This is a genomic window from Pseudomonas capsici (assembly GCF_017165765.1).
Taxonomy (GTDB): domain Bacteria; phylum Pseudomonadota; class Gammaproteobacteria; order Pseudomonadales; family Pseudomonadaceae; genus Aquipseudomonas; species Aquipseudomonas capsici.
Genome location: NZ_JAFGZD010000026.1, coordinates 41,521 through 66,099, shown reverse-complemented (window position 1 = coordinate 66,099; position 24,579 = coordinate 41,521). Strand labels below are relative to the sequence as shown.

22 protein-coding genes are annotated in these 24,579 nt (G+C 57.6%); 17 read left to right on the top strand and 5 right to left on the bottom strand.

Going from position 1 to position 24,579, the window contains the following annotated elements:
• Positions 1 to 9: 9 nt before the first annotated feature.
• From JSY17_RS23615 to JSY17_RS23575, 9 genes are all read left to right on the top strand, one after another.
• Positions 10 to 444 carry a GspH/FimT family pseudopilin gene (locus JSY17_RS23615; protein WP_117165034.1) on the top strand — a complete coding sequence of 145 codons (435 nt, stop codon included), beginning with the start codon at positions 10 to 12 and terminating at the stop codon, positions 442 to 444.
• Positions 444 to 815, top strand: a complete 372-nt coding sequence (locus JSY17_RS23610; protein ID WP_117183507.1) for a type II secretion system protein — start codon at positions 444 to 446, stop codon at positions 813 to 815. Before JSY17_RS23615 ends, JSY17_RS23610 begins: the two co-directional genes overlap by 1 nt.
• Positions 812 to 1,444, top strand: coding sequence for a prepilin-type N-terminal cleavage/methylation domain-containing protein (locus JSY17_RS23605; protein ID WP_117165032.1), 633 nt, complete (start codon positions 812 to 814; stop codon positions 1,442 to 1,444). Before JSY17_RS23610 ends, JSY17_RS23605 begins: the two co-directional genes overlap by 4 nt.
• Positions 1,441 to 2,175 (top strand): general secretion pathway protein GspK, encoded by a 735-nt coding sequence (locus tag JSY17_RS23600; protein WP_206403162.1) that lies wholly within the window; start codon positions 1,441 to 1,443, stop codon positions 2,173 to 2,175. The genes JSY17_RS23605 and JSY17_RS23600 overlap by 4 nt, the downstream gene beginning before the upstream one ends.
• On the top strand, positions 2,172 to 3,227 hold the full coding sequence (locus JSY17_RS23595) for a PilN domain-containing protein (RefSeq protein ID WP_206403161.1): 1,056 nt from the start codon (positions 2,172 to 2,174) through the stop codon (positions 3,225 to 3,227). The genes JSY17_RS23600 and JSY17_RS23595 overlap by 4 nt, the downstream gene beginning before the upstream one ends.
• On the top strand, positions 3,202 to 3,813 hold the full coding sequence (gene gspM / locus JSY17_RS23590; protein WP_117183503.1) for a type II secretion system protein GspM: 612 nt from the start codon (positions 3,202 to 3,204) through the stop codon (positions 3,811 to 3,813). The genes JSY17_RS23595 and gspM overlap by 26 nt, the downstream gene beginning before the upstream one ends.
• Positions 3,810 to 4,340: a general secretion pathway protein GspN gene (locus JSY17_RS23585; protein WP_117183502.1), complete on the top strand. Its 531-nt coding sequence runs from the start codon at positions 3,810 to 3,812 to the stop codon at positions 4,338 to 4,340. Before gspM ends, JSY17_RS23585 begins: the two co-directional genes overlap by 4 nt.
• Entirely contained in the window at positions 4,340 to 6,646 is a 2,307-nt protein-coding gene (gene gspD / locus JSY17_RS23580; protein ID WP_206403167.1) for a type II secretion system secretin GspD, read from the top strand. The genes JSY17_RS23585 and gspD overlap by 1 nt, the downstream gene beginning before the upstream one ends.
• 74 nt (positions 6,647 to 6,720) lie before the next feature.
• A complete protein-coding gene (locus JSY17_RS23575; protein ID WP_206403160.1) occupies positions 6,721 to 7,446 on the top strand; it encodes an alpha/beta hydrolase in 726 nt (241 codons plus the stop codon).
• A 71-nt stretch (positions 7,447 to 7,517) separates the two neighbouring features.
• On the opposite strand, the gene JSY17_RS23570 is transcribed toward JSY17_RS23575, so the two are convergent.
• Positions 7,518 to 8,666, bottom strand: coding sequence for an MFS transporter (locus tag JSY17_RS23570; protein WP_206403166.1), 1,149 nt, complete (start codon positions 8,664 to 8,666; stop codon positions 7,518 to 7,520).
• A gap of 437 nt (positions 8,667 to 9,103) precedes the next feature.
• On the opposite strand from JSY17_RS23570, the gene JSY17_RS23565 reads away from it, so the two are divergent.
• From JSY17_RS23565 to JSY17_RS23530, 8 genes are all read left to right on the top strand, one after another.
• Positions 9,104 to 9,469, top strand: coding sequence for a 2Fe-2S iron-sulfur cluster-binding protein (locus tag JSY17_RS23565; protein WP_232849616.1), 366 nt, complete (start codon positions 9,104 to 9,106; stop codon positions 9,467 to 9,469).
• Entirely contained in the window at positions 9,466 to 10,146 is a 681-nt protein-coding gene (locus JSY17_RS23560) for a hypothetical protein (protein ID WP_206403158.1), read from the top strand. Before JSY17_RS23565 ends, JSY17_RS23560 begins: the two co-directional genes overlap by 4 nt.
• Positions 10,147 to 10,148: 2 nt before the next feature.
• A complete protein-coding gene (locus JSY17_RS23555; protein WP_206403156.1) occupies positions 10,149 to 11,444 on the top strand; it encodes a DUF6531 domain-containing protein in 1,296 nt (431 codons plus the stop codon).
• A 96-nt stretch (positions 11,445 to 11,540) separates the two neighbouring features.
• Positions 11,541 to 14,207 carry an RHS repeat domain-containing protein gene (locus tag JSY17_RS23550; RefSeq protein ID WP_206403165.1) on the top strand — a complete coding sequence of 889 codons (2,667 nt, stop codon included), beginning with the start codon at positions 11,541 to 11,543 and terminating at the stop codon, positions 14,205 to 14,207.
• Positions 14,208 to 14,218: 11 nt separating this feature from the next.
• Positions 14,219 to 14,626, top strand: coding sequence for a DUF4279 domain-containing protein (locus JSY17_RS23545; RefSeq protein WP_122370866.1), 408 nt, complete (start codon positions 14,219 to 14,221; stop codon positions 14,624 to 14,626).
• Between the two features lie 316 nt (positions 14,627 to 14,942).
• The gene (locus JSY17_RS23540; RefSeq protein WP_206403154.1) at positions 14,943 to 15,674 is read left to right on the top strand and encodes a GntR family transcriptional regulator; all 732 of its coding nucleotides are present in this window, start codon (positions 14,943 to 14,945) and stop codon (positions 15,672 to 15,674) included.
• A 40-nt stretch (positions 15,675 to 15,714) separates the two neighbouring features.
• Entirely contained in the window at positions 15,715 to 17,007 is a 1,293-nt protein-coding gene (locus JSY17_RS23535) for an MFS transporter (RefSeq protein WP_259638985.1), read from the top strand.
• A 56-nt stretch (positions 17,008 to 17,063) separates the two neighbouring features.
• Entirely contained in the window at positions 17,064 to 17,909 is an 846-nt protein-coding gene (locus JSY17_RS23530; RefSeq protein WP_206403152.1) for an amidohydrolase family protein, read from the top strand.
• 8 nt (positions 17,910 to 17,917) lie between these two features.
• On the opposite strand, the gene JSY17_RS23525 is transcribed toward JSY17_RS23530, so the two are convergent.
• From JSY17_RS23525 to JSY17_RS23510, 4 genes are all read right to left on the bottom strand, one after another.
• Complete coding sequence (locus JSY17_RS23525) at positions 17,918 to 20,959, bottom strand: efflux RND transporter permease subunit (protein WP_206403150.1); 3,042 nt, start codon at positions 20,957 to 20,959, stop codon at positions 17,918 to 17,920.
• The gene (locus JSY17_RS23520) at positions 20,956 to 22,047 is read right to left on the bottom strand and encodes an efflux RND transporter periplasmic adaptor subunit (RefSeq protein ID WP_200977695.1); all 1,092 of its coding nucleotides are present in this window, start codon (positions 22,045 to 22,047) and stop codon (positions 20,956 to 20,958) included. Before JSY17_RS23520 ends, JSY17_RS23525 begins: the two co-directional genes overlap by 4 nt.
• Positions 22,044 to 23,243 (bottom strand): efflux RND transporter periplasmic adaptor subunit, encoded by a 1,200-nt coding sequence (locus JSY17_RS23515; protein ID WP_200998094.1) that lies wholly within the window; start codon positions 23,241 to 23,243, stop codon positions 22,044 to 22,046. The genes JSY17_RS23520 and JSY17_RS23515 overlap by 4 nt, the downstream gene beginning before the upstream one ends.
• 65 nt (positions 23,244 to 23,308) lie before the next feature.
• Positions 23,309 to 24,178 (bottom strand): alpha/beta fold hydrolase, encoded by an 870-nt coding sequence (locus JSY17_RS23510; RefSeq protein ID WP_117183493.1) that lies wholly within the window; start codon positions 24,176 to 24,178, stop codon positions 23,309 to 23,311.
• Positions 24,179 to 24,579 lie beyond the last annotated feature (401 nt).

The following is a 24,579-nucleotide window of genomic DNA, read 5'->3' as shown; positions in this document are numbered from 1 at the left end:
GGAGGCGTCATGAGTTCTCCTGTCGCGAACCGGGGCTTCACCCTGATGGAAATGCTGGTGGTGCTGGTATTGATGAGCATCGCCGTAGGTCTGGTGGGTTTCGGTTTGCAACAGGGTCTGAGTGCTGCCAGCGAGCGCCGTGCCGTGGGCGACATGGTCGAAGCGCTGCGTGCTACACGGGTCCGGGCGATTGTCACCGGGCAGCCGGCCCGCACAGTGTTCGACCTGCGCAAGATGACATTCAAGGCTCCCGGCAAGCGTCTGCAGCACTGGCCGGAACACTTGCAAGTGAAGATGCAGACGGCGGCCGATCTGGGATCTTCGGTGGAGTTTTACCCTGATGGCGGTTCCAGTGGCGGTAACCTCACACTGGTCAATGGTGATCGTCGCTGGCGGATCGATATCGGCTGGCTGACCGGCAGCGTTCAGGTCCGAACCCTTTGATGAACACCTCGCAGTCAGGTTTTACGCTGCTGGAAATGCTGGCGGCCCTGACGGTCATGGCGCTGTGCAGCAGTGTGTTGCTGGTGGCGTTCGGGCAGAGTGCCCGTTCATTGCAGCAGGTGTCCCACAGTGACCGGTTGAGCCATGCTGCGCGCACGATTCTGGATCAGGAAAGCGCCGGGCCGCTGGAAAACGGCACGCGACAGGGGGCATTGGCCGGTATCGACTGGACCCTGAGTATTCGTCAGATGCCGGGGCGGGGTACCCAGACACGTTTGTTTCGTCTTGATCTGACGCTTCAGGAAAATCAGCGTCGTGCGCAGTTCAGCACTTTGAAACTGCGCGGTGTGTCAGTCGGAGCGGGATTTTGAAAACCTCTCAGCGTGGTTTCACGCTGCTGGAAATCATGCTGGTGCTCAGTCTTCTGGGTATCTTGCTGGTGCTGATTGCAGGTGCCTTGCTGGGGGCCAATCGCGCGGTATTGAAGGCCGAGCGTTACACCGTCAGCCTTGACCAGGTGCGGGCGACACAGGCATTTCTGCGCAGTTCGATTGGTCAGGCATTGCCGCTGGACACTTCCGAGGACGATAGCGTCAGTAACGGGTTTTTCGAGGGTTCGGCCCAGCAATTGCAGTTCGTTGCGACCCTGCCTGGTGAACTGGGTGGGGGTATTCAGCGTCATACCTTGCAATTGAGCGGGCCTGAAGGGCAGCGCGACCTGCAAGTGGCGTTCGAGCAGATCAGGTCCGGCACGGGCGGCACGACCGTGCAGCCATGGGGCGAGCCTCAGGTTCTGCTGAGTAATGTGCAGGCGCTGACGTTCAGTTACCGCGGTTTCTCGCCCAAGGGCAAGCCGACCGGGTGGCTGGCCGAGTGGCCATGGCCAAGCCGTCTGCCCAGTGCCGTGCGTATCGATATGAAACTGAACGGGCCGGTGGCCTGGGTCAGTGAAGTGGTTGCCTTGCGTCTGGACCTGTCCGGTGGAGCGGGTGGCCAATGAAGCGTTTTTACCCGCATCAGCAGGGTGTTGCGCTATTGGTGGTGCTCTGGGTACTGGCTTTGCTGAGCCTGCTGCTCGGCGGGCTGGCCGGTTGGGTGCAACTGGAAAGTCGCCAGGCACTTTGGCTGCGGCAGAACATCCAGGCGATTCTGGCGGCCGAAGCGGGCATGAATATGGCGATACAAGGCCTGCTCGACCCGGCGCAGCGCAAGGCCTGGATAGCGGATGGACGTCCGGTTGCCTTGAAGTTCGATGACACTCAATTGCTCGTCAGTGTGCGCAGCGAGTTGGGCAAGCTGGACCTCAACAGTGCGCCGGTTGCGGATATTTCCAGAGTCTTGCAGGCCTGTGGTGCTGCGAAAAATCAGGCAGGCGGCATTGCGCAGTTTCTGGAGACGCAACGCAACGGAGGGCAACCGCCGTTGCGGGTAATCGAAGAGATTCGTCAATTGCCGGGCATGAGTCAGGCGCTATATGTGTGCCTGGTGCCGGAAGTCACGCTTTGGAGCGGCCTGGAGCGGCCCGATCCGGCATTTGCAACAGCTTTGATACGCCGCAGTCTGAATCTGCCGAACCAGAGTGCAGTCGGGGCCGATCCCGGCGAGGTTCTGTTCATCGACAGCCAGGCACAACGACCGGGTGGTACGTCCGCCCATTTACAGATCACGGTTCTATTGAGTCCAGCGGGGGAAAACGCACAGCCTTACAAGGTGCTGCGTTGGCAAGAATGAATTCATTATCAGCACGTCTGGCACCTGTCTTCGCATTACGCGACCGGGTTGCCCAGCAGTGGCGTGGAAGTCTGGCACAGCGTGGCTGGCAGTTATGGCTGGCGGAGCTACAGGCTTGCCTGCCGGTTCGTGTGCGCAAATGGCTGGTTCATGAAACCGTCGAGCAGGTCTATCCATGGCCGTTGCCATCGCACTTGCCCAAAGCGTCAGCCGATACGCGCCGGATCCTGCTGCTGTCGCCAACCGATGTGCTGGTGCAGACCCTGCAGTTGCCCTCGGCGGCGGCCCGTAATCTATCCACGGTGGTGGGGTACGAACTGGACCGCTTTACCCCGTTCGATGCCGGACAACTGTATTTTGTCGCCCGGCAGGAAAGCCGCAGTGCCAGCTTCATTCAGGTCACGCTGGTGGCCATTCTGCGCGAGCGCCTGGATCACATTCTTGCCGAATGCGCTGCCCGGGGCCTGCAACCAGATGCCGTGGATGTGGGGGCCGGCGCACAACGGATGGGTATCGATCTGCTGCCGACACCTTTGCGCTCCAGTCAGGCTCGCTCCGGCCATCGCGTGCAGCGCTGGTTGCTGTGGGCCTGTGGTGCCTTGCTGCTTGGCCTGATGCTGCTCTGGCTCAACGACCGTCAGCGTTTGCTGGAAGAAATGCAGGCCAGCGTACAGGCGCAAAAGGCCCAGGTCGCCGAAGTCCAGAAGCTGCGCCAGCAATTGACCAATACCCGTGGCGCGGCCAACTACCTGATACGGCGCAAGGCGGCTCAAATACCCTTGTCGGCGTTGCTCAGCGAATTGACCTCCTGTCTGCCTGAGGACACCTGGATCGAAAGTCTGGAAATCAGTGACAGCGCCGAAATCTCCTTTTCCGGCCAGAGCGCCAAGGCCAGTGCCCTGATTGCCCGGGCCAAGAATTGTCACAGTCTGGATAACGCGCAATTTCAGGGCGTGATCCAGCCCGATACCCGGACCGGCAAGGATCAGTATTCCCTGCGTGCCCATCTGCATCAGGAGAACGCCGATGCGCCGTCCACTGACAAGCCGTGAACGTCGGGGCGCGGCCCTGATCGTTCTGGCGCTGGTACTTTATCTGGCCTATTGGCTGTTGATCGACAGTTGGTTCGCCGGCCCGCTACGCGAGATCAATGAACAGACCGAGCAGTTGCGCGAACAGCAACAGCGCTATGCCGGTTTGCTGCAACAGGGCGACTCCCTGCGCCAGCAACTGGAACAGGCCCGTAACGATCCGGCCAGCAGTACCAGCCTGTTGCCGGGGCAGGACCCCAGTGCCGTGGCCGCCGATCTGATGCAGCGCATTGCCGACCTTATCAACAGCCACGCCACAACCGGCGGTGGCTGTGCCTTGACCCAGCGCATGCCGATCACCCCCGAGCAGGACAGTGCCGAGCCTTATCGCCAGGTCAAGGTCAGCCTGACGCTGAACTGCGCCATTGAGCCGCTTACGGCCATCCTGCATGCGCTGGAATATCAGCGTCCGTTTCTGTTCGTCGATGAAATGAGCATTCGTCGCAATGCCAATGCTCCGGAAACCGGCGGAGCGGGCAAGCTGGTAGTGCATCTATTGGTGCGCGGTTACCTGCAACCGGCTTCGGCCGGGGAGGGCGAGCAATGATCAGTGCATTGCGTCCTGTCGAATGGGCTCTGCTGGGGCTGGCCACGTTGCTGGCGGCGCTGATTGCTCTGGTGTTCAGTGGGGCCGTTCACTCGCCGGACTGGCTGCCCGAAAAGGCTCCGCGCAACCCGGTCAACCATTCGACGCAGGCCCAGCGTGCCCCCGAAGCGACGCTGGACAGCCTGTCCAATACCTGGAAAACCCCGCTGTTCAGCACGGACCGCAGCCCGGATCGTGCTGTGGAGCAAGCCAATGTGCAGGCCACAAGCCTGTCGGGCATGACCCTGAGCGGCGTCATCATCGACGGCTCCCTGCGGGTCGCGCTGCTCCGGCAGGCGGATGGTCCGGCCTTGAAAATCAGACAGGGCCAGCGTCTGGCCAATGGCTGGACGCTGGACAGTGTCGAGCCCATGCAAGCCACATTCAGTCTCGATGGTCGCACGCAAGTCTTGCGCCTGCCCGCGCCGCGTCTGCCGCCACCATCGAATACGCCCCCTATTACCTTAACCAACGATTCAGCCCCGTGATGGGTACCTTTTCTGGAGTTCCTGCCATCGCTACCTTGCGCACACCCCTGCTTTGTCTGGCCACAGCCGTCGCTCTCGGCGGCTGCGCGACCACGCCGGACTCTCTTGACCCCGACAACGGCATGCTGCAGGAAGCACTGCAAGGCACGGGTTCCCAACGTCCTCCGGTCGATCCTCGCACCGAGCACGCTCCTGTCGACGCCCAGCCACAGCCCTCGGCGATTTCGCCGCAACGACAGATCATCAAAGGCAATCAACGGTTTGTCCGTACGCCTTCGGCTTCGACTGCCGCCCAGGCCGAGACCGGCGATATCGTGTTCAACTTCACCAACCAGCCGATCCAGGCGGTGATCAACAGCATCATGGGCGACCTGCTGCATGAGAACTACAGCATTGCCCAGGGCGTGAAAGGCGATGTGAGCTTCTCCACCTCCAAACCGGTGAACAAGCAGCAGGCGCTGTCGATTCTGGAAACGTTGTTGTCCTGGACCGACAACGCGATGATTCGTCAGGGCGACCGCTATGTGATCCTGCCGTCCAGCCAGGCTGTGGCGGGCAAGCTGGTGCCGGAAATGCCGGTGGCGCAACCCGGTGCCGGCCTGTCGGCGCGGCTGTTCCCGCTGCGCTACATCTCCGCCACTGAAATGCAGAAGCTGCTCAAACCCTTTGCCCGGGAAAATGCCTTCCTGCTGGTCGATCCGGCCCGTAATGTCCTGAGCATGGCGGGCACGCCCGATGAACTGGCCAACTATCAGGACACCATCGACACCTTCGACGTCGACTGGCTCAAAGGCATGTCGGTGGGTGTTTTCGGTCTGCAGCGTGCTTCTGTCAGCGAACTGATGCCTGAGCTGCAAAAGATATTCGGCCCCAAAAGCGGCATGCCGCTGGCAGGCATGGTGCGCTTTTTGCCCATCGAGCGGACCAACTCGGTGGTGGCGATCTCCTCTCAGCCCGAATACCTGAATGAAGTGGGCCAGTGGATTCACACCATCGACGAAGGTGGCGGCAACGAGCCACAGATGTACGTTTACGACGTGCGCAACATGAAGGCTACCGACCTGGCCAAATACTTGCGCCAGATCTACGGCACCGCCGCCATCAAGGATGACTCCCCGGCCCGGGTCGCGCCGGGTCTGCGCACGGCCACGCTGTCGTCGCCCAACTCCAGTGGTGGCTTTGGCTCCGGCTCTGGCTTCAACAGCAGTTCCGGCGGTCTGGGCAACAGTGGCGGGTTCGGCAACAACCGTGGCATGAACAACAATAGCGGCATGAATAACCAGAATGCCGACGACAGTGAGGCTCAGGAAGAATATCAGGGCAGCGACAGCGATTCCGCTGACAGCGCCCAAGGCTCGAACGCCAGCAAGAGCCTTGACTCCAGCACCCGGATCACCGCACAGAAGAGCAGCAACCAGTTGCTGGTCCGCACGCGTCCGGCGCAGTGGAAGGAAATCGAATCGGCCATCAAGCGCCTCGATAATCCGCCGCTGCAAGTGCAGATCGAAACCCGGATTCTGGAAGTCAAACTCACCGGCGAGCTGGACATGGGGGTGCAGTGGTATCTGGGCCGCCTGGCGGGCAACTCCACCAGCACCACGGTAGCCAATACCGCAGGTAGCCAGGGCGCACTGGGTTCCGGCGGGGCCGGGCTGGGCGCGACGGATTCGCTGTTCTACTCCTTTGTCAGCAGCAATCTGCAAGTCGCGCTGCGTGCTCTGGAAACCAATGGCCGAACTCAGGTGCTGTCGGCGCCGTCGCTGGTGGTCATGAACAACCAGCAGGCGCAGATTCAGGTGGGTGACAACATCCCCATCAGCCAGACCACGGTCAATACCAACACTTCCGATACGACCCTGAGCAGCGTCGAATACGTACAGACCGGCGTGATTCTGGATGTGGTGCCACGCATCAATCCGGGCGGTCTGGTGTACATGGACATCCAGCAACAGGTCAGCGATGCCGACAGTTCGGGTGTGACCGATGACAACGGCAACCCGCGCATCTCCACCCGCTCGGTGGCAACTCAGGTGGCGGCGCAAAGCGGTCAGACCGTATTGCTGGGGGGGCTGATCAAGCAGGACAATGCCGAAACCGTGAGTTCGGTGCCTTATCTGGGACGTATTCCCGGACTGCGCTGGCTGTTCGGCGCGACCAGCAAATCCAAGGACCGCACCGAGCTGATCGTACTGATTACCCCGCGGGTCATCACCAGCAACAGCCAGGCACGTCAGGTCACAGACGACTACCGCCAGCAGATGCAATTGCTCACACCGCAAGTCTCACGAACCGGCATGCAGAACTAAGCAGCTATCATGAGGCTCGACGCCCACTCACGGCACTGCCGCTGGCAGGCAGTGCCCCTGGAGGATATGGACACATGCTGAAGTTTCTTGCCGCCTTGCTGTTTGCCTTCTCGGCTATGGTGCAGGCAGAAAATACCTTGCACACCGATCTGTCTCTGACATACCTGGCCCAGGCCAGTGCCGATGTGCCGAACAAGCCACTGGTGATTTTCATCCACGGTTCCGGCAGCAATGAAGCTGACCTGTTCAGCCTCAAGGATCTCTTGTCCCCGGACTACAACTACCTGTCCGTGCGGGCACCCATCGAGGTAAGGCCCGGTGGCTACAAATGGTTCAATCGCCGGATCGAAGACGGCAACTACGATGGCGTGACCGAGGACCTGAAAAACAGCGGGGACTTGCTGAAAACTTTCATAAAGCAGGCAACACAGAAATACCGGACCCAGCCTGACAAGGTCGTGCTGGTGGGCTTCAGTCAGGGTTCTGTGATGAGTTATGAAGTGGCGCTACGTGATCCGGACAGGGTCGGTGGCATCGCGGCATTGAGCGGGCCGGTGCTGTCTGTACTGAAAGCCAGCCTCAAGCCCGAGGAGCGCTTCAAGACATTCAACGTGTTCGCTGCCCATGGCACCGCAGATCCGGTGTTGCCTTTCAGTGGCGCAACCCGGACCGAGGAAACCTTGAAGGGGTTAGGCATCAAACCGGAGTTTCATGCCTATGAAGGAATGGGACATACCATCAACCAGGAAGAAGTTGCCGACCTGAAGCGGTGGCTGGAGCATACGTTCCAGAAGCCTTGACCTTCGCGAATGAGCGGAGCGCCGCCCGATTCGCTCCTACCCGGTGGGAGCGAATTCATTCGCGAAGCAGCCTACCGCTGCGAATCCCTCAAAAAAACCAGCAGTGCAATCAAGGGCAGGGCTGTGCCCACCACGCTGATCCACACCCAGCCCCCATGATCGAACAGCACGCTGGCAACCGACGAGCCGATGGCGCCGCCAATGAAAATGCTGGTCATGTACAAGGCATTGAGCCGGCTTCGGCTGGCGGCATCCAGTGCATAGACAGCACGTTGTCCCACCACCAGATTCATCTGCACGCAGAAATCCAGCACTACACCGGTCACGGCAAGACCGATCAGGTTGTAGGGAGCCGGAATCAGGCCTGGCAGGAAACTCAAGGCACCAAAGAGCAGGGCGCTCAGCGTTGCGATCCGGCTATGTCCGGCATCGGCCAGGCGTCCACTGATGGGCGCAGCGATTGCGCCGATGGCACCGATCAGGGCGAACAAGGCTATCTGGCTTTGCGACAGACCATGGTTGCGCGCTAGCTCCAGCGGTACGGCTGTCCAGAACAGGCTGAAAGTGGCGAACATGCAGGCTTGATAAAACGCCCGTTGCCGCAGTACCGGCTGCTGGCGCAGCAGAGCCCACAGGGAAAACAGCAACTGGCCATACGACGCTCGATGATCCGGCACGCGTTTGGGCATGGTGGTTGCCAACACCACACTGATCCCGGCCATCAGCACCGCCGCCGAGCCAAATACCGCACGCCAGCCAAAATGGTCGGCGACCAGACTCGAAACCGGGCGAGCCAGCAGAATTCCCAATAACAGACCACCCATGATCGAGCCGACCACCCGCCCGCGGGTTTCCTCAGGTGCCAGATGCGCCGCCAGCGGAATCAGCATCTGCACTGAAACCGAACTGAAACCCACCAGCAGCGATACCACCAGAAACAGATTGGGCTGCTCGGCAAATGCGGCACCCAACAGACTGAGAATCGCAACCCCGGTGGTCAGCAGCATCAGGCGCCGATTCTCCAGCAGATCGCCCAACGGCACCAGAAAGAACAGCCCCAGCGCGTAACCCACCTGGGTCAACGAGACAATCAGGCTGGCCATGGTGCTGGACAGACCAATGTCCGGCGCTATCAGCTCAATGATCGGCTGGGCGTAATAGATGTTGGCGACGATGGCGCCACAGCAGAAGGCAAACAACATCACCAGCCCCCTGGTCATGGTGATTGCGCCGTGCCGGGCGTGGATCGAGGTATTCATGGATATTCTCGCTTGAACAATGGACTGAAAGCCGCGCAAAGGAACGGATCAGACAGGTCGGGACAGAATGCAGAGCAGGCTAACGACTTTGCCGGAGATTAGGTAGGCATGGCGGATTGATACAAGATATTTCTGAAAACGATAGTTGAAAGCAGTCACTTTGCTCGAAGGCGCAACTGGGGGCGGGTGTTGAAAGCACTGCGTTTAAACGGCTGTTTAAATCTATTTTTCTGTTTTGAAAGAGTTTTTTGAAAAAAAAGCCAGCTCGCACGTCTTCCTTCGGATGTGTCGATGTGTATCGGTCCCGGTACAGATTGCGACCTCTATGTAGGCCGTTGCTCAAGGTCAGCGATGGGTATGTAAGTGTTTATTCAGCATTTTTACTTAAGGATAGAAAGATGGCTGGCGGCATTATGAATTTACCGAGTATTCCAGTAACGGCTCCCGCAATAAAGCCGGGTGGAGGCGGTGGAGGCGGTGGGCAGGTATATAACGTAACAATCGACGGTTGCACTTTCCGCTGCCGTGATGACGTTTATATTCTGGATCAGGCCGAAGAAAACAATATTATCCTGCCGTACTCCTGTCGTGCGGGTTCTTGTTCGTCGTGTGTTGGAAGAGTTATCGGTGGATCCGTTGATCAGTCAAATGGCTCATATCTGGACGATGAGCAGATAGCCGAAGGCTTTGTATTGCTGTGTTGCGCCTATCCGACCAGTGATGTCTATATTGAGGCGCATGCGGAAGAGCAGTTGACAAGATGATTAAAAACAAGATTTCGGCGTGTACCAGGCGTCATGTATTGAAAGGTTTTTTACTGGCCGGTACTTGTTTGCCCTTGAAGGCAGTGGCAAGTGAAAAAACTCTACCTGATATCTATCGCTTGAATAAAGGCGGAAATACTCTATCCGGGCGGGTCAGGCATTTTCTTGAACGCTGGGTTCCGCAGGGTGTAGCAGCAGGGGAGTATGGATTACCCAAGGTTAATCTCAAGATTAACGTTGTGGATTCGACATTTACCCCAGTGGAAGGCGTCGACCTTCTGGTGCTTCAGACGGATTCTTATTTAAGAGAAAAATCCCGGCCTCTGGTGTCTTCCCGAGTAAAGACACGTTCTGACGGCTCTGTGGATATGGCTGTGTCCTTTCCGATTCTGTCAGAGCGTATTTTAGCCGCAACGGCTTCCCGGTTTTCTTCCGGATTTGATGTGTTCGTATTGCGTGATAATCATGTTTATGGAACTCGATTGCTGGCCAGCAGCGAATGTTGTGATATTGCACACAGCGCAATAGTTGAAGCCGCTCCCCGATTGCGGGCAGAAACAGTGGTCGATAAATATTTCTCCGATTTTCAGCACGGCGATCTGGCAGTGAGACCGGTGAATCTGGAATGGGTCAATGGATCTGCTAACGCAGCTTTTACAGTCGTATTGCAAGGTTGAACATGGAAGATATTCTGAAAAAGCGTTCTCGAGATTCAAGAAATATGTGGGCGTATGTGTTGGCGGCTTTCATATTGACTAGCTCCCCGATGACAGTCTGGGGAATGGGGTGCGATATAGTTCTACCTCTGGACGGTGAAGTCGGGGGTGGAGGAGATGATGAGGCCCGCAATGATGATATGCCGCAACCTTGTGGCATGGTGGGCAACCCGATTAATCTTATTTCGGGAAACAAGTTTCAGGAGGAAATCGATTACACCGGTAAAGGCGTATCGCCAATAAGCTTGAAGCGAGTTTATAACAGCTATGATGGCGTGTGGCGTCATAACTATTCGGATAACCTGTCCATCGGTCAGTTTGTAATTACCTATGTTCGGGCTGACGGCACCCGGCATGTATTTATGAGAAAGAGCTTTCAGCCCTTGTACGGTGCGACTGGCAAGCTGTCGGCCAGTGGCAGTGGGTATTTGCACACGGCAACCGACGGCAGTCAGATGACATTTGATTCGGCCGGAAAGCTGACTTCCATCAAGGACACAGAGGGACTTGTCCAGACGCTGACCTATTCGGCCAATAATACCGTCACGGTCAGAAATGTTTTCGGGCAGACTCTGGTCATGACCCTGGGTGTGCTTTCACAACTCACCAGCGCCAAAGTGGGTGGCCTCAGCATTACGTACAGTTACGCCGCCGACGGTACACGCATTGCGTCCTTGAGCAAAATTGTGGATGGCAAGACATTAACGCGCAAATACCATTATGAAGTTCCCAATGCCAGCTGGCTTTTGACCGGTATAACGGATGAGCGGGGAGTTCGTTTTGCAACATGGACGTATGACGATTCATACCGTGCCATATCCAGCGAACATACAGGAAGCGTGGAGTCCAGCAAGCTCAGCTATAAAGATGATCTGACAACCATTGTGACCAATGAGTTGGGTAAGCAGACCACCTATAAGTTCAAGACGATTTATTTCAGCCGGCGAATAGTGGAAATCATCGGTGAACCGACGCCGTCTTGCCCTTACTCGAACTCGAAGTTCGAGTATGACAAGAAAGGACGGATGTCGGCCTGGATCGATAATATGGGCGTCCGCTCCGAATATTATTACAACGACCGGGATCTGATGGTACGTACCGTTGTTGCAGTCGGTACGGCTGTGTCGAAGGAAACATTGACCGAATGGCATGCCACTTTTCAAAAGCCCGTCAAGGTCACTACGCCTACCAGCATAACGACTTACAGCTATGACGCTCAGGGGCGACTGATCAATACCTCTGTTGTCAGTCGGGTGTGAATTCATGGAGCTGAAAGTATCTGTTATGGAGTCTGATTCGTGAGTGTTATCAAATTTTCTAAACTGTCGTTTCTGGTGGTTTTGGCTGTCGTCAGTATGTCCGACAGCGCGCTGGCTGCTTCGACGACCTACACTTATACATCCTTGGGCCAACTGGAAACAGTCAATGGGCCTCGCACCGATGTAAACGATATAACCCGCTTTGCCTACGATGCTCAGGGCAATCTGACTTCGGTAACAAATGCGCTCGGGCAAGTGACGACGCTGGCCAATTATGATGTGCAAGGCAACCCACAGAAAATTACCGATGCCAATGGCGCTATTACAACGCTGTCCTATACAACGAATGGGTTGTTGGCAAGCACGACTCTCGGCAGTAGTACTACCCGATACGAGTACAATGCCGTAGGCGATGTCATTAAAGTGACCGGTGGCAACGGCAATTGGGTTGAGTACAGTTATGACAACGCCCGACGCTTGACGGGCGTCCGTAATATTCTCGGTGAGAGTGTTACCTACACACTGGATACAATGGGCAACCGTACTGCCGGGGTCATTAAAAACGGCAGCGGAACCGTTGTTCGCCAGCAGCGCCGTTCTTTCGATGAACTGGGGCGTTTGATTCAAGTTGTCGGGGCGGCCAATCAGACCCGACGTTACAGCTACGACTTGAACGATAACCTGTCCAGTGACACCACGCCGCGCAGCAACAAGACCCAACAGTCTTTCGACGCGCTGAACCGGGTCATCAAGATTGTCGATCCACTGCAAGGGGCGACTTCGCTGGCTTACAACGCCGATGACCGGATTACCCAGGTTGTCGATCCTCGCGGGGTCACCACCCAGTATGTCTATGACGGGCAAGGCAACCTGCTCAAGACCGCCAGCCCGGACACCGGGACCAGTGCCTTTGTCTACGATGAGGCCAATAACCTCACTCGCAGCACGGATGCACGAGGCGTCGTGACTCAATATGCCTACGATGCCCTCAATCGATTGACTGCCAAAAGCTATCCCGCAACGCCTGCACTGAACATCAGGTTTCTGTATGACCAGACCGCGGGCGGCAATTACGGAATTGGACGTCGCACCGGCATTCAGGACAGCGCCGGAACCCTGAGTTACACCTACGACGCTGCAGGTAATCTGATCGGGCAACAACGTTCGGTGGGCATCAACAACGGCAGTTACTCCGAAACCCTGAGTTATGGCTACGACACGGCCAACAATCTGGTGAAGATCGGTTACCCGTCCAATATCGGGATGACCTATACCCGCAACAGCGCCGGGCAGGTCACAGGTATACAACTGGTCGTGGCAGGCAAGACCGTTACTCTGGCCAGCAACATCGCTTATCAGCCATTCGGTCCTGTCCGGTCCCTGACCTGGGGTAACGGTATTCTGCTGTCGAAAACCTACGATCAGGACTATCAACTGACCCAGCAACAGGTCGGTAACTGGCAAACCGCCTATCGTTACGATCCAGACAGCAATATCAATGGGACGACCAGCAGCCTTTGGGGTGCGGTTCAGTACCAATACGATGCCTTGGGTCGTCTGAGTCAGGAGCAGAACGGCACTGTCAGAAAAGCTTATAGTCTTGACGCTACCGGAAATCGCACCCGCCGTACCACCAGTAATCTCGCCACAGGTGCTGCTACTGAAACCCAGACGCTCGCCTATGCCAGTGACAGCAATCGGCTGACCACCCTCAATGGCGCTACGGTGCCAGCAGATGCGGCGGGTAATCACACGCAGATCAATGGCCTGCGTCTGACTTATGACAATGAGGGCCGTCTGAGTCAGGTCCATCAGGCCAGCATCTACAAGATCGCCGAATATAAATACAACGCCCTGGGACAGCGGGTCACCAGGCAGGTGTACGAGATGGGCAGCCAGGCACTTGTGGGCACCACCGCCTACCTGTATGACCTGAGCGGCAAACTCATCGGCCAGACTTTCTATGATGCAAACGGCCTGAAAACCGGTGGCCAATACTGGTTCTGGCTGGACAACATGCCGATTGCTCAACTGACGGCCAGCTTCTCGTCACTTGGAGATGTGAGCAGCAGCAAACTGGTCTACCTGCACACTGATCATCTGAATACACCGCGTCTGGCTACCGACAGCACCCAAGCCTTGCTATGGCGCTGGAACAGCGATGCCTATGGTGTCGGCGCGCCAGAGGAAGATGTCGACGGTGACGGTGTGGCAACCAGCGTGGCGCTGCGCTTTCCAGGGCAGATCCACGATGCGCAGACGCAACTGAACTACAACTACTACAGGGATTACAATCCGGCCACCGGGCGGTATGTGCAAAGTGATCCGATTGGATTGGGCGGTGGGCTGAACACGTTTGGGTACGCCTATCAGAACCCGATCAATTATTTCGATCCTGATGGTCGACTAGTCTGGTTCCTGGGGTTTGGAGCCTTGGGAGGAACAGGAACAGCTGCCAGTGGTGCCGGCTTTTGGGGGATGGGTGCGTTAGTGGGGGGCGCGGCCGCTGTAGCCACGATTCCTGGTTCAACGCCTATGTATGCCAAACCAAAGCCTGGCTCAAAACCTAAAAACTGTCCGTCTGGAACAATACCGATTGATCAAGTACCTGGCCTTGACAAGGACGATCTTCATGGCGTCAAAGATGGTGTTGGGGCTGGGCCGCGTGACTGGACCGGAGTTGCACCAAATGGAGATGTGATAACGGGTGATTCAAACGGTAATGCGGTCAATAATGGCCCTATCAGCACTTACTTGCCTTGAGGGAGAGGGGGATGAATTCTTTTAAATTTTCAGTTTCTTTGCGTTTTTTTGGCGTGAATACTGACCCCGATATGATATGCCAGCAGCTCGGACTTTCTCCCAAATGGAAGAATAAAATGGGTGAGCCAAGAAAAGGCCCCCGCGGACAAGAACTGGGTGGGGTCTACGACAGAAATTACTGCTCTTTCAAGCTGGCAGATAAGCAGAGCGGCGAGCTGCATGAGTTTCTGGAAAAGACGATTGCCGATCTGATGAAATATAAGTCCACTTTTGAATGGGTCAAGAATAACGGGGATAGATCAGAGCTTTTCATAGGGTGGTATTCGTCTGGAAATACCGGCGACATCCTCGACAGTTCTTTGCTAAGAAATATGGGGGAGTTGAATATTGATTTGGCTCTCGATGTTTACGGCTCGTAAAAGAAAATAGTCTAACCAAGGAAGTCCGTGAGGCTTTACGTCCTTGTCTATCCGGGGCGACATGAGATTCACGGCTTCCTCTCCTGCATTGCTCTCGGCATTCGCCAGTCCACATCAATTGCCTGTGAGCCAGGTCCACCTTGGCGCTGCAGGGCGACAAGCGCTCCGCATCCCCTGTGAAACCCGTCCTCGAAAGCCGTAGCGCCGAGTGCATTCTCCAAATAAATGATGGCAATTTGGCCTCCAGTCCTTGACGATCCATTTGTAACGAGACAATACTGCACACATTCATATATATGACTGGATGAATCAGGGAATGAATAAGCTCTCAAGTGATGAACGCCTGCCGCTCTACCAACGCCTGCGTGATTGTCTGGCCGAGCAGATTGCCAATAATCGCTGGCGTCCAGGTGAGGCGATCCCTACCGAGGCCGCGCTTTCTGCCGAGTATTGCCTGTCCACCGGTACGGTGCGCAAGGCCATCGATATGCTGGTCAATGACAACATTCTCGAACGCCAGCAGGGGCGGGGCACCTTCATTCGACGTGCACAGTTCCAGTCCTCGTTGTTCCGCTTCTTCCGTTTCCAGACCGAGTCCGGTGTCCGGCAGGTTCCGGAAAGCCGGATTCTGTCTATCGAACCCGTCACTGCACCGTCGGCAGTCAGCCATGCCCTTGGCCTGCTTCCGGATGCCCCGGTGATTCGCATGATCCGCCTGAGACTGCTGGATGCGCAGCCGGTGCTGACCGAAGAAATCTGGCTGCCTCGTGTCCGGTTCCAGGCCTTGCTTGAGGTGGATCTGAATGCTCAGGGGCCTTTGCTCTATCCGATCTATGAGCAGTTGTGCGGTCAGGTTGTGGCATATGCCGAGGAAACCCTGACAGCCGAGTCCGTTACTGACGTCTATGCCCGCATGTTGCAGGTTCAGGCCGGCAGCCCGGTAGTCGTGATCGAGCGGCTGGCGCGTAATTACGCCGGCGAGCCGCTGGAATGGCGCCGCTCCCGTGGGCATGCCAGCCATTTCCGTTACAGCGTAGAAATTCGTTAAGCCTCCAATTCCGTCATTCACTGCACGCTTCATAAGGATATTGCGCATGTTCAGTTGGTATCGCGAAGTCACTCCACGGGAACGCAAGACGTTTTGGGCCTGCTTCGGCGGCTGGTCGCTGGATGCGCTGGAAGTGCAGATGTTCGGTCTGGCGATTCCGGCGCTGATCGCTGCTTTTGCCTTGAGCAAGGGCGACGCCGGCATGATCAGTGCCGTGACCCTGGTCACATCGGCACTGGGCGGTTGGGTGGGCGGTACATTGTCCGACCGTTATGGCCGGGTCCGCACGCTGCAACTTATGATTCTGTGGTTCTCGTTCTTCACCTTCCTGTCGGCCTTCGTGACCGGTTTCAACCAGTTGCTGATCGTCAAGGCCATGCAGGGCTTTGGTATCGGTGGTGAATGGGCAGCAGGTGCGGTGTTGATGGCCGAGACCATTCAGTCAAAGTACCGCGGCAAAGTGATGGGTACCGTACAAAGTGCCTGGGCTGTGGGCTGGGGCCTGGCGGTGCTGCTGTTTACCCTGATCTATTCGTTCGTGCCGCAGGATATTGCCTGGCGGGTGATGTTCGGCATCGGTCTGCTGCCTGCCTTGCTGATCATCTGGGTGCGCCGCAACGTTGAGGAGCCGGAAAGCTATCAGCGCATGCACAAGGAAAAGGCAGAGTCGGGCAACTTTTTCAAATCCATGGCAGGTATTTTCCGTCCCGAGCTGCTGCGCGTGACGCTGCTGGGCGGTCTGTTGGGGCTGGGTGCGCATGGTGGTTACCACGCGGTCATGACATGGTTGCCGACCTTTCTCAAGACCGAACGCAATCTTTCGGTACTGAGTTCCGGTGGCTATCTGGCAGTGATCATCTTTGCTTTCTGGTGTGGCTGCATTACCAGCGGCATGCTGATCGACCGTATCGGTCGTCGCAAGAACATCGTGCTGTTCGCTCTGTGCTGTGTGATTACCGTGCAGTGCTATCTGATGCTGCCGCTGACCAACACCCAGATGCTGTTCCTCGGTTTCCCGCTGGGCTTCTTCGCGGCAGGCATTCCGGCCAGCCTCGGTTCGTTCTTCAACGAGCTGTACCCGGCAGATGTGCGCGGGGCAGGGGTTGGCTTCTGCTACAACTTCGGTCGTGTGCTGTCGGCTGTCTTCCCGTTCCTGGTCGGGCACATGAGCGAATCCATGTCGCTGGGTACGGCTATCGGTATCGATGCCGGGATTGCCTACGGTGTGGCGATGGTGGCGGCGCTCTGCCTGCCGGAAACCCGGGGACGCACTCTGCAAGGCGCGAGTGTCCCGACCGATGCCGCCGACAAGAGCACACCACAGCAGGCCTGATCGGCCCATTCTCTGCGCGGTGTCCCGGCACCGCGCTCATTCTGTAGATGAGTTCCATGACTGATCCCTGTACCTCGCCGATTCTCGGTATCGATGCTCATGCCCATGTCTTCGGCAATGGTTTGAGCCTGATTCCGGGGCGACGCTATACCCCTGATTACGAAGCCACGCTGCAGTCCTATCTGGCGCACTTGCGCGAGCATGGGCTGAGCCATGGTGTGCTGGTGCAGCCCAGTTTTCTCGGGACTGACAATCAATACCTGCTGGATGCCCTGGCCCATGCTCCGGAGCAACTGCGCGGTGTGGCGGTGGTGGATAACACCGTCAGCCGTTCGGCGTTGCAACGCATGGCCGATCAGGGTGTTGTCGGCATCAGGTTGAATCTGATGGGCAAGCCTTTACCGGACTTCAATGAGGCGGGCTGGCGGGACCTGTTCAAGAACGTCTGGGCGTTGGGATGGCATATTGAATTGCATCGCCATGTGGCCGATCTTCCGGGGCTGATTCGTGATCTGCTGCCGTTTGGCTGCAAGATCGTGGTCGATCATTTTGGTCGGCCAGACGCACGTCTCGGCGTGGCCGATCCGGCGTTTCAGGCCTTGCTGGAGCTGGGCCTGAGCGGGCAGATCTGGATGAAGGTTTCTGCCATCTACCGTCTGGGCGGCAGCGACGAGCAGAACATGGATTTCGCCAATGCTGCGTTGCCTTTGCTGGTTCAGTCCTTCGGTGCGCGGCGCATGGTCTGGGGCAGCGACTGGCCGCATACCCAGCATGAGCATCACGTCAGCTACGCCACGGTAGTCGAGCAGTTCCGCAACCTCGACTGTCCGGCCCCGATCAAGCAGAGCATGCTGATCGAGTCCGCGCAGTCGTTGTTCGATTTTTCTGCTGTCGAGCTCTGATCCGGCGATCAGCCTTTGGGTGCCTGGATCCGGTAACAGACCAGGTACAAGGCGGGCAGGAAGAACAGCGTCAATACGGTGGCTATCGCAATACCGCCGATCATGGCGTAGGCCATGGGGCCCCAGAACACCTCTCGGGCAATCGGGATCATTCCCAGGCTGGCTGCCGCTGCGGTCAACAGAATCGGTCGACAGCGGTGTTCGGTGGCCATGACCACCGCTGTCCAGGCATCTTCGCCCGCCGCCATGAACTCATCGATCTGTGTCACCAGAATCACCGAATTGCGGATGATGATACCGATCAGCGCCAGTATCCCGAGAATGGCCACAAAGCCCAGCGGGTAACCGGTCAGCAGCAGCGCGGTGACTACACCGATCAGGCCCAGTGGCACGACGCTGACTACCAGCAGCAGCTTTTTCACACTGTGCAGCTGGATCATCAGGAAGCTCGCCACCAACAGCAGCATCAAGGGCACCACTTTCAGGATCGGTCCCTGTGAGCGGGCGCTGGCTTCTACCGCACCGCCTGTAGCCACCGAGTAGCGGACCGGCAATTGATCCGTGAATGCCTTGACCTGCGGTTGCAACTGCTTGACCAGCGCTGCCGGTTGCAGATGGCCGATGACATTGGCCTTCAGCGTGATGGTCGGCAGACGATCACGACGCCAGACCAGTGGCTGTTCCTGTTCGTAGCTCAGGGTGGCGAATGCCATCAGCGGTACTGTGGCGCCGTTGGGTGTCGGGATCTGCAGGCTGCTCAGGGTTTGCAGGGAACTGCGCTCCTGATCTTCGGCACGGCCTATCAGGTCGATCAGGTAGGTGTCATCGCGCACCTGAGTGATGCTGGTACCGGTGACCAGACTGTTGAGAATCTGCGCGACATCTTCGGACGACAGGCCGAACTGGCGCACCTTGTCCTGAGCGATATGAATCTTGAGCACCTTGCCCGGTTCGTTCCAGTCATAGATGACCTGCCCGATATTGGGGTTGGCATCCAGAATGGCGGCCAGGGCCATGGCGTTGCTGCGAACCTGTTCGATGTCCGGGCCGCTGACCCGATACTGCACCGGCCAGCCCACGGGCGGCCCCATATTCAGCAACTGGACATAGCCGCCGACGCCGACAAAGTCATCGCGAAAGCGCTGACGCAGGCGTTCGATCAGCCGGTCACGTCCTTCGCCGCCACGGCTGACAATCACCAGTTGTCCATAGAACGGATTATTCAACTGCTGGTCCAGCGGCAGATAGAAACGCACCGCGCCTTTGCCCACATAGGAACTCCAGCGCAGGATGTCCGGATCATCCTTGAGCGTGGCCTCGAAGCGGTCCATGGTCTGGCGGGTGCCTTCGATCGAGCCGTTCTGCGGCATGTAGATATCCACCAGGATTTCCGGGCGATCGGAGTCGGGGAAGAACTGGTTCTGCAGCAGCCTGCCGGCGAACAGCGAGCCGATAAAGACCAGGGCCGTGATGCCGATCACCCACCAGCGGTGCTTGAGAGCCTGCAACAGCACGCGCTGGAAGGCGCGCATCCAGGCACTGTTGTGCGCCTGATGACCCTCGGGTTTTTTCAGGATATAGATGCCGATCAGCGGCGCGAACAGCACCGCCACCAGCCAGGACAGCAGCAGGGCGACGGCGATGACCGCAAACATGGTGAACACGTATTCACCCGCCGAACTGGAGTTCAGGCCAATGGGCACGAAACCGGCGACGGTCACCAGCGTGCCGGTGAGCATCGGAAAGGCGGTCGAGGTGTAGGCAAAGGTCGCGGCCTGTTGCAGGGAGTCTCCACCTTCAAGCCGGGTGACCATCATCTCCACGGTGATCATCGCATCGTCCACCAGCAGACCCAGAGCAATGATCAGCGCGCCGAGTGAAATACGCTGCATGGTGATGCCGCTGTATTCCATGAAGACAAACACCAGCGCCAGTACCAGTGGAATCGAACAGGCCACCACCAGGCCTGCGCGAATACCCAGACTGATGAAACTCACCACCAGCACGATCAGGATCGCCTCGAACAGGGCGCGGGTGAAGCCGCCGATGGCCTTGTCGACCACATCGGCCTGGCTGGACACCAGATGCACATCGATACCCAACGGCAGTTCGCCGGTGAGTTCATCGATACGCTGCTGCAGGCGGTTACCGAATTCCTGGATATTGCCGCCTTGCTTCATCGCCACTGCAAGGCCGATGGCGGGCTGACCGTTGAAGCGAAAGAGCGAGGAGGGCGGGTCTGCATAACGGCGTTCGACCGTGGCCAGATCGCTCAGGCGAAAGAAACGGTCGCCAAAGCGCAGGTTCACTGCCAACAGGTCCTGTTCGTTGGTGAACTGGCCGCTGGTACGCACGGCGATACGTTCCGGGCCGGCTTCCATGACTCCGGCCGGTGTGACCGAGTTCTGCGCCTGCAGACTTTGCAATACCTGACGCTGATCGATGCCCAGCGCCGCCAGCTTGCGGATGGAGAAGTTCAGGTAGATGACTTCGCGCTGAGCACCCAGCAGTTCGATCTTGCCCAGGTTCGGTACGCTGCGGATGTCAGCCCGGACCTGCTCGACATAATCGCGCAACTGGCGGAATGACAGGCCGTCGGCGGTAAAGGCGTAGATGCTGCCGAACACATCGCCGAATTCGTCGTTGAAGGCCGGCCCCTGAATGCCGCTGGGCAGTTCGCCGCGCACGTCCATGATCTTCTTGCGCACCTGATACCAGGCGGCGGGAATATCGGCGCTGCGGGTTTCACTTTTAAGGAACACGAAGATCGTCGATTCGCCTGCCAGCGTGTAGCTCTTCACGTAATCCAGCGCGTCGATTTCTTCGAGTTTCTTTTCCAGGCGGTCGGTCACCTGCTGCAAGGTGTCGGGCAGTGTCGCGCCCGGCCAGCGGGCCTGGATGACCATGGTCTTGATCGCGAAAGACGGGTCTTCCTCACGGCCCAGATTGAGGAACGACCAGCTTCCCATCAGCAGTGAAACGAACATCATGTACCAGACCAGCGTGCGGTGTTTGAGGCCCCAGGCAGACAGATTGAAGCGCTCTCTCACAAACTGACCTCACGTTCGATACGGATTTTCTGGCCTGGCCTCAGGCTGTTCACACCGGCGATCACGACCTTGTCGCCATCATTCAATTCACCGCTGACCCGCACCGATGAGCCATGGCGCGTCAGGACCTGCACTGTGCGCGGGTTCAGGGTGGCGGTCTGCGGATCGATGACCCAGACCTGTGCCTGACCGTCGCGCTCCTGCAGGGCGGTGTCGGGCAGTTCGCGGAAAGCAGGCACATGGCTGCTGATTTCGACACTGACTGTCGAGCCCAGGCGGAAACTGTCCGGAATCTGCTGCAGGGTCAGGCGTACCCGCTGTGTACGGGTAGCGGCATCGATCTGCGGGGATAACTGGCGAACCTGAGCGCTGACGAACACCTGTTCGTTCAACTGGGAAACCACCTTGATCTGCATGTCGCTATCCAGGTTCGTTGCCAGTTCCACCGGCAGGTCCACCACGGCTTCGCGGCTTTGCGGACGGGCCAGGCTGACCACTGAATGACCGGTGACCATCACCTGGCCGACCTCGGCATGCCAGCCGGTGACCACACCGTCGAACTCGGCCAGCAGGCGCGTGTAGGAAAGATGATCGCTGGCCTGTTCGGCGGCAATTTTCGCCTGATGCAAAATGGCTTCCTGACTGCGCAAGTCGCTGCTCAACCGGTCCAGACGCGCCTGCGAACCCACGCCTCGTTCGAACAGTTGCTGGTAGCGCAACTGTTCATCCCGGATCTGTTGCCATGAGGCTTGGGCCTTGCTCAGCTCTGCCTGCTGTGCGCGTAACCGGTTCTGCTGGTCGCTGGGTTCAAGGGTGGCCAGCAGGTCACCCTTGCGCACCAGTTGGCCGGTTTCTGCATGCCGGGTGGCGATGCGCCCGGCGACACGAAACCCCAATGCCACTTCGTATTGCGGCTGGATGCTGCCTGCGAAACGCCCGTGCAGGTCGTTGCGCTGGTCGACGATTTCGGTGAACAGCACAGGCCGCTCGATGAACTCGCGAACCGGTTTGTCGCGACAGCCCGAGAGAAACATGAGCACCACGCAAAACAGCCACAGTTGTATGCAGGTCTTTACGGTCAGACTCATAGCGTGTTTTCCGATGACGCGGCGGAGATTGGAGGACTGCTGGTCGTGTGTTCGGCGACATCGACTTTTTGTCCGGGATAGAGGAACTGAGCGCCTTTGGAAATCACCTTGTCGCCATCCGACAGGCCGGAGGCGATGACAACCTGTCCTTGCTCGTAACGCATCACCTGCACCTTGGCCAGCCTGACCCGGGACGTGTCGTCCAGCAGCCAGACGGCAGGTTGCCCTTGGGTGCGGCTCAGGGCCGACCAGGGGAGAGTGAATGCCCGTTGCGAACGGGTCAGAAGCTGTGCGCTGACGACGGTTCCCAACGCCAGAGTCGCAGAGGTGTCCGGCAGGGAGACCCGTACCCGCAACGTGCCGCTGGATGCGGATACGATGGGGGTGATCTCGCGGATCTTGCCGGGCACTTCGATATCGGGCATGCCCAGTGTCCTGATCAGTACGGCACCGCCGGGCTGATCCGAACTCAGCAAGGACTCATAAGCGGCGAACACGGCTTCACGTTCACCATCATGAGCCAGGCTGAAAATCGGTGTGGCGGCCTGTACCACCTGGCCTTCTTCGGCATGGCGAGCGGTAATGACCCCGTCGGCCACGGCAATCAGTTCGGTATAACCGACCTGATCACGGGCATTGGCCTGACGGGCCTTCAACGAAGCCAGGTCCCCGCGGGCACTCTCCAGAGCGGAGAGTGCCTGCTGGTATTCACTGAGATTGGTATAGCCTTTGGGCAGTAATGTCTGCTGACGCTGATAGTTGTTTTGTGCAAGGCGCAACCGTGATTCCCGGGCTGCCAATTCGGCATTTGCCGACTCGAGGTCGGTCTTTTGTTCTCGCGGGTCCAGTCTGGCTAATACCTGATTGGCCCGCACCCGATCACCCACATCCACGAACCTCTGCACAAGCTTGCCTGACACGCGAAAGGCCTGATCGGTCACTTTGCGCGCCTGGATGTCGCCTGTGAGGACGACACTGGTCGTGACATCGCTGGATGTCACTTGCTGGACTGCTACACGAACCGGCGCTTTTTCCGCAGGTGTCCCCGCAGAGCAAGCGCTTGTCGAGAGCGCCAGAGCACAGTGAAGTCCCAGAGCCAGCCAGGGCCGGCCCGAAAAGGGTCTGTGGTGCGAAGGCCGGATTTTTCCGGTAACACGGCAAAACGAACGTAAAAGAGTTTCAGGGTCAATAGTCATCAACAACACAGCCACTGCCTTGTGGAATAAGCCAACACCGGTGAATCACCGTTTCACGGGTGCTGTCAGGCAATCGCGGTTGCGTCAGGCCATACTTGCTCGCTGCTGACTTGCTCGGTGCCGAAGAACTCCAGCACGTTCTTCTGCGACGCCAGCCAGGCTGCCTTGCTCTCCAGATCCAGGAAATGCCCGGTATCGGGGACTACCTTGAAGCTGCTCTGGGCGATGTAGTCGGCAAAACTGCGGGCATCTTCGACCGTGGTGTATTCGTCCTTGTCGCCATTGACGAACAGCACCGGAATCTTGATCGAGGAAAAACGCTCGACATAGTTGCTGGCGCTCAGTTTGCGGATCTGGCTGATATGGAAGTCGATCTGCTTGTATTCGTGCTCGGCAAGACTGATCAGGTGCTTGTAGTTGTACAGCTTGAACAGACGCGGCAGGTACTTGCCAACGGTGTCGTTGAGCAGGGAACCGATCTTGCGTTTTTCACGAGCTGCCAGGTAGATCTGCGCCTTGTCGATGTAGTCGAGCATTGGCTCGTTCAGCACCGGAGAGAAAGAGGAAATGAGCGCTTTTTCTACCGTGGGTGGCGATTCGGCCAGTGCCAGCAGCGCCGATACGCCGCCCCAGGAAACCGAAAGCAGGTAGTTGACCTGGAAGCGATCGATGAGCTGCAGAAGGATCTTGACCTCATCTTCCTTGGTCACGATCAGATCGTCGCGATTGTGGGTGCGCGATTGCCCGGCAAAAGGCAGATCGAACAACACGAGGTTGTAGTGCGGTTGTAAATACTTGACCGTCTGGCCAAAGGAACCGGTAGTGGAAAGTGCCCCGTTAATCAGCAGAACGGTCTTTGCAGAGCTGCTTTTCCAATAGGTTTCAGTGTAAAGCTTGAACTCGCCAACGCTTATGATCTTTGATTGCGCGCCCATAAATATAAGCCTCCCAGGCTAAGTCGATCCTACTAATTGATACGGTTTTCTCTGCTTTCGCGGCCATGCCAAAGCCTCGCCTGGTTAGTGGCGAAATCCATTGAGTCTTTATTGTTATGGTTGTGCTGCGGGAAGAACGTGAATCACGGTGGCTATTGATAACGCAGAGGCATCGGAGCGACAAGTAGCTGACGTCATAAAAATGCCGATGAGCGGTGTCCCCTGTTTCCGGGGGCAGAAGGCGGGGGTGATATCAAAGAGATATTATTCGGTGAAAAGCAACGTATCGAGCGTGAAAAACTCGTCAAAGGGGTGGAACTTGTATTGGCTGAATCGGTCCAACAAAGTCACTTTTTGAAATGAATTGTTACAAATCGACTCTTGCCTGTTTGTGACAGATT

Coding starts and splice junctions, on each gene's coding strand:
- JSY17_RS23615 (WP_117165034.1), top strand. CDS start 10: ATGAGTTCTCCTGTCGCGAACCGGGGCTTCACCCTGATGGAAATGCTG.
- JSY17_RS23610 (WP_117183507.1), top strand. CDS start 444: ATGAACACCTCGCAGTCAGGTTTTACGCTGCTGGAAATGCTGGCGGCC.
- JSY17_RS23600 (WP_206403162.1), top strand. CDS start 1,441: ATGAAGCGTTTTTACCCGCATCAGCAGGGTGTTGCGCTATTGGTGGTG.
- JSY17_RS23595 (WP_206403161.1), top strand. CDS start 2,172: ATGAATTCATTATCAGCACGTCTGGCACCTGTCTTCGCATTACGCGAC.
- gspM (WP_117183503.1), top strand. CDS start 3,202: ATGCGCCGTCCACTGACAAGCCGTGAACGTCGGGGCGCGGCCCTGATC.
- JSY17_RS23585 (WP_117183502.1), top strand. CDS start 3,810: ATGATCAGTGCATTGCGTCCTGTCGAATGGGCTCTGCTGGGGCTGGCC.
- gspD (WP_206403167.1), top strand. CDS start 4,340: ATGGGTACCTTTTCTGGAGTTCCTGCCATCGCTACCTTGCGCACACCC.
- JSY17_RS23575 (WP_206403160.1), top strand. CDS start 6,721: ATGCTGAAGTTTCTTGCCGCCTTGCTGTTTGCCTTCTCGGCTATGGTG.
- JSY17_RS23570 (WP_206403166.1), bottom strand. CDS start 8,666: ATGACCAGGGGGCTGGTGATGTTGTTTGCCTTCTGCTGTGGCGCCATC.
- JSY17_RS23565 (WP_232849616.1), top strand. CDS start 9,104: ATGGCTGGCGGCATTATGAATTTACCGAGTATTCCAGTAACGGCTCCC.
- JSY17_RS23560 (WP_206403158.1), top strand. CDS start 9,466: ATGATTAAAAACAAGATTTCGGCGTGTACCAGGCGTCATGTATTGAAA.
- JSY17_RS23555 (WP_206403156.1), top strand. CDS start 10,149: ATGGAAGATATTCTGAAAAAGCGTTCTCGAGATTCAAGAAATATGTGG.
- JSY17_RS23550 (WP_206403165.1), top strand. CDS start 11,541: ATGTCCGACAGCGCGCTGGCTGCTTCGACGACCTACACTTATACATCC.
- JSY17_RS23545 (WP_122370866.1), top strand. CDS start 14,219: ATGAATTCTTTTAAATTTTCAGTTTCTTTGCGTTTTTTTGGCGTGAAT.
- JSY17_RS23540 (WP_206403154.1), top strand. CDS start 14,943: ATGAATAAGCTCTCAAGTGATGAACGCCTGCCGCTCTACCAACGCCTG.
- JSY17_RS23530 (WP_206403152.1), top strand. CDS start 17,064: ATGACTGATCCCTGTACCTCGCCGATTCTCGGTATCGATGCTCATGCC.
- JSY17_RS23520 (WP_200977695.1), bottom strand. CDS start 22,047: ATGAGTCTGACCGTAAAGACCTGCATACAACTGTGGCTGTTTTGCGTG.
- JSY17_RS23515 (WP_200998094.1), bottom strand. CDS start 23,243: ATGACTATTGACCCTGAAACTCTTTTACGTTCGTTTTGCCGTGTTACC.
- JSY17_RS23510 (WP_117183493.1), bottom strand. CDS start 24,178: ATGGGCGCGCAATCAAAGATCATAAGCGTTGGCGAGTTCAAGCTTTAC.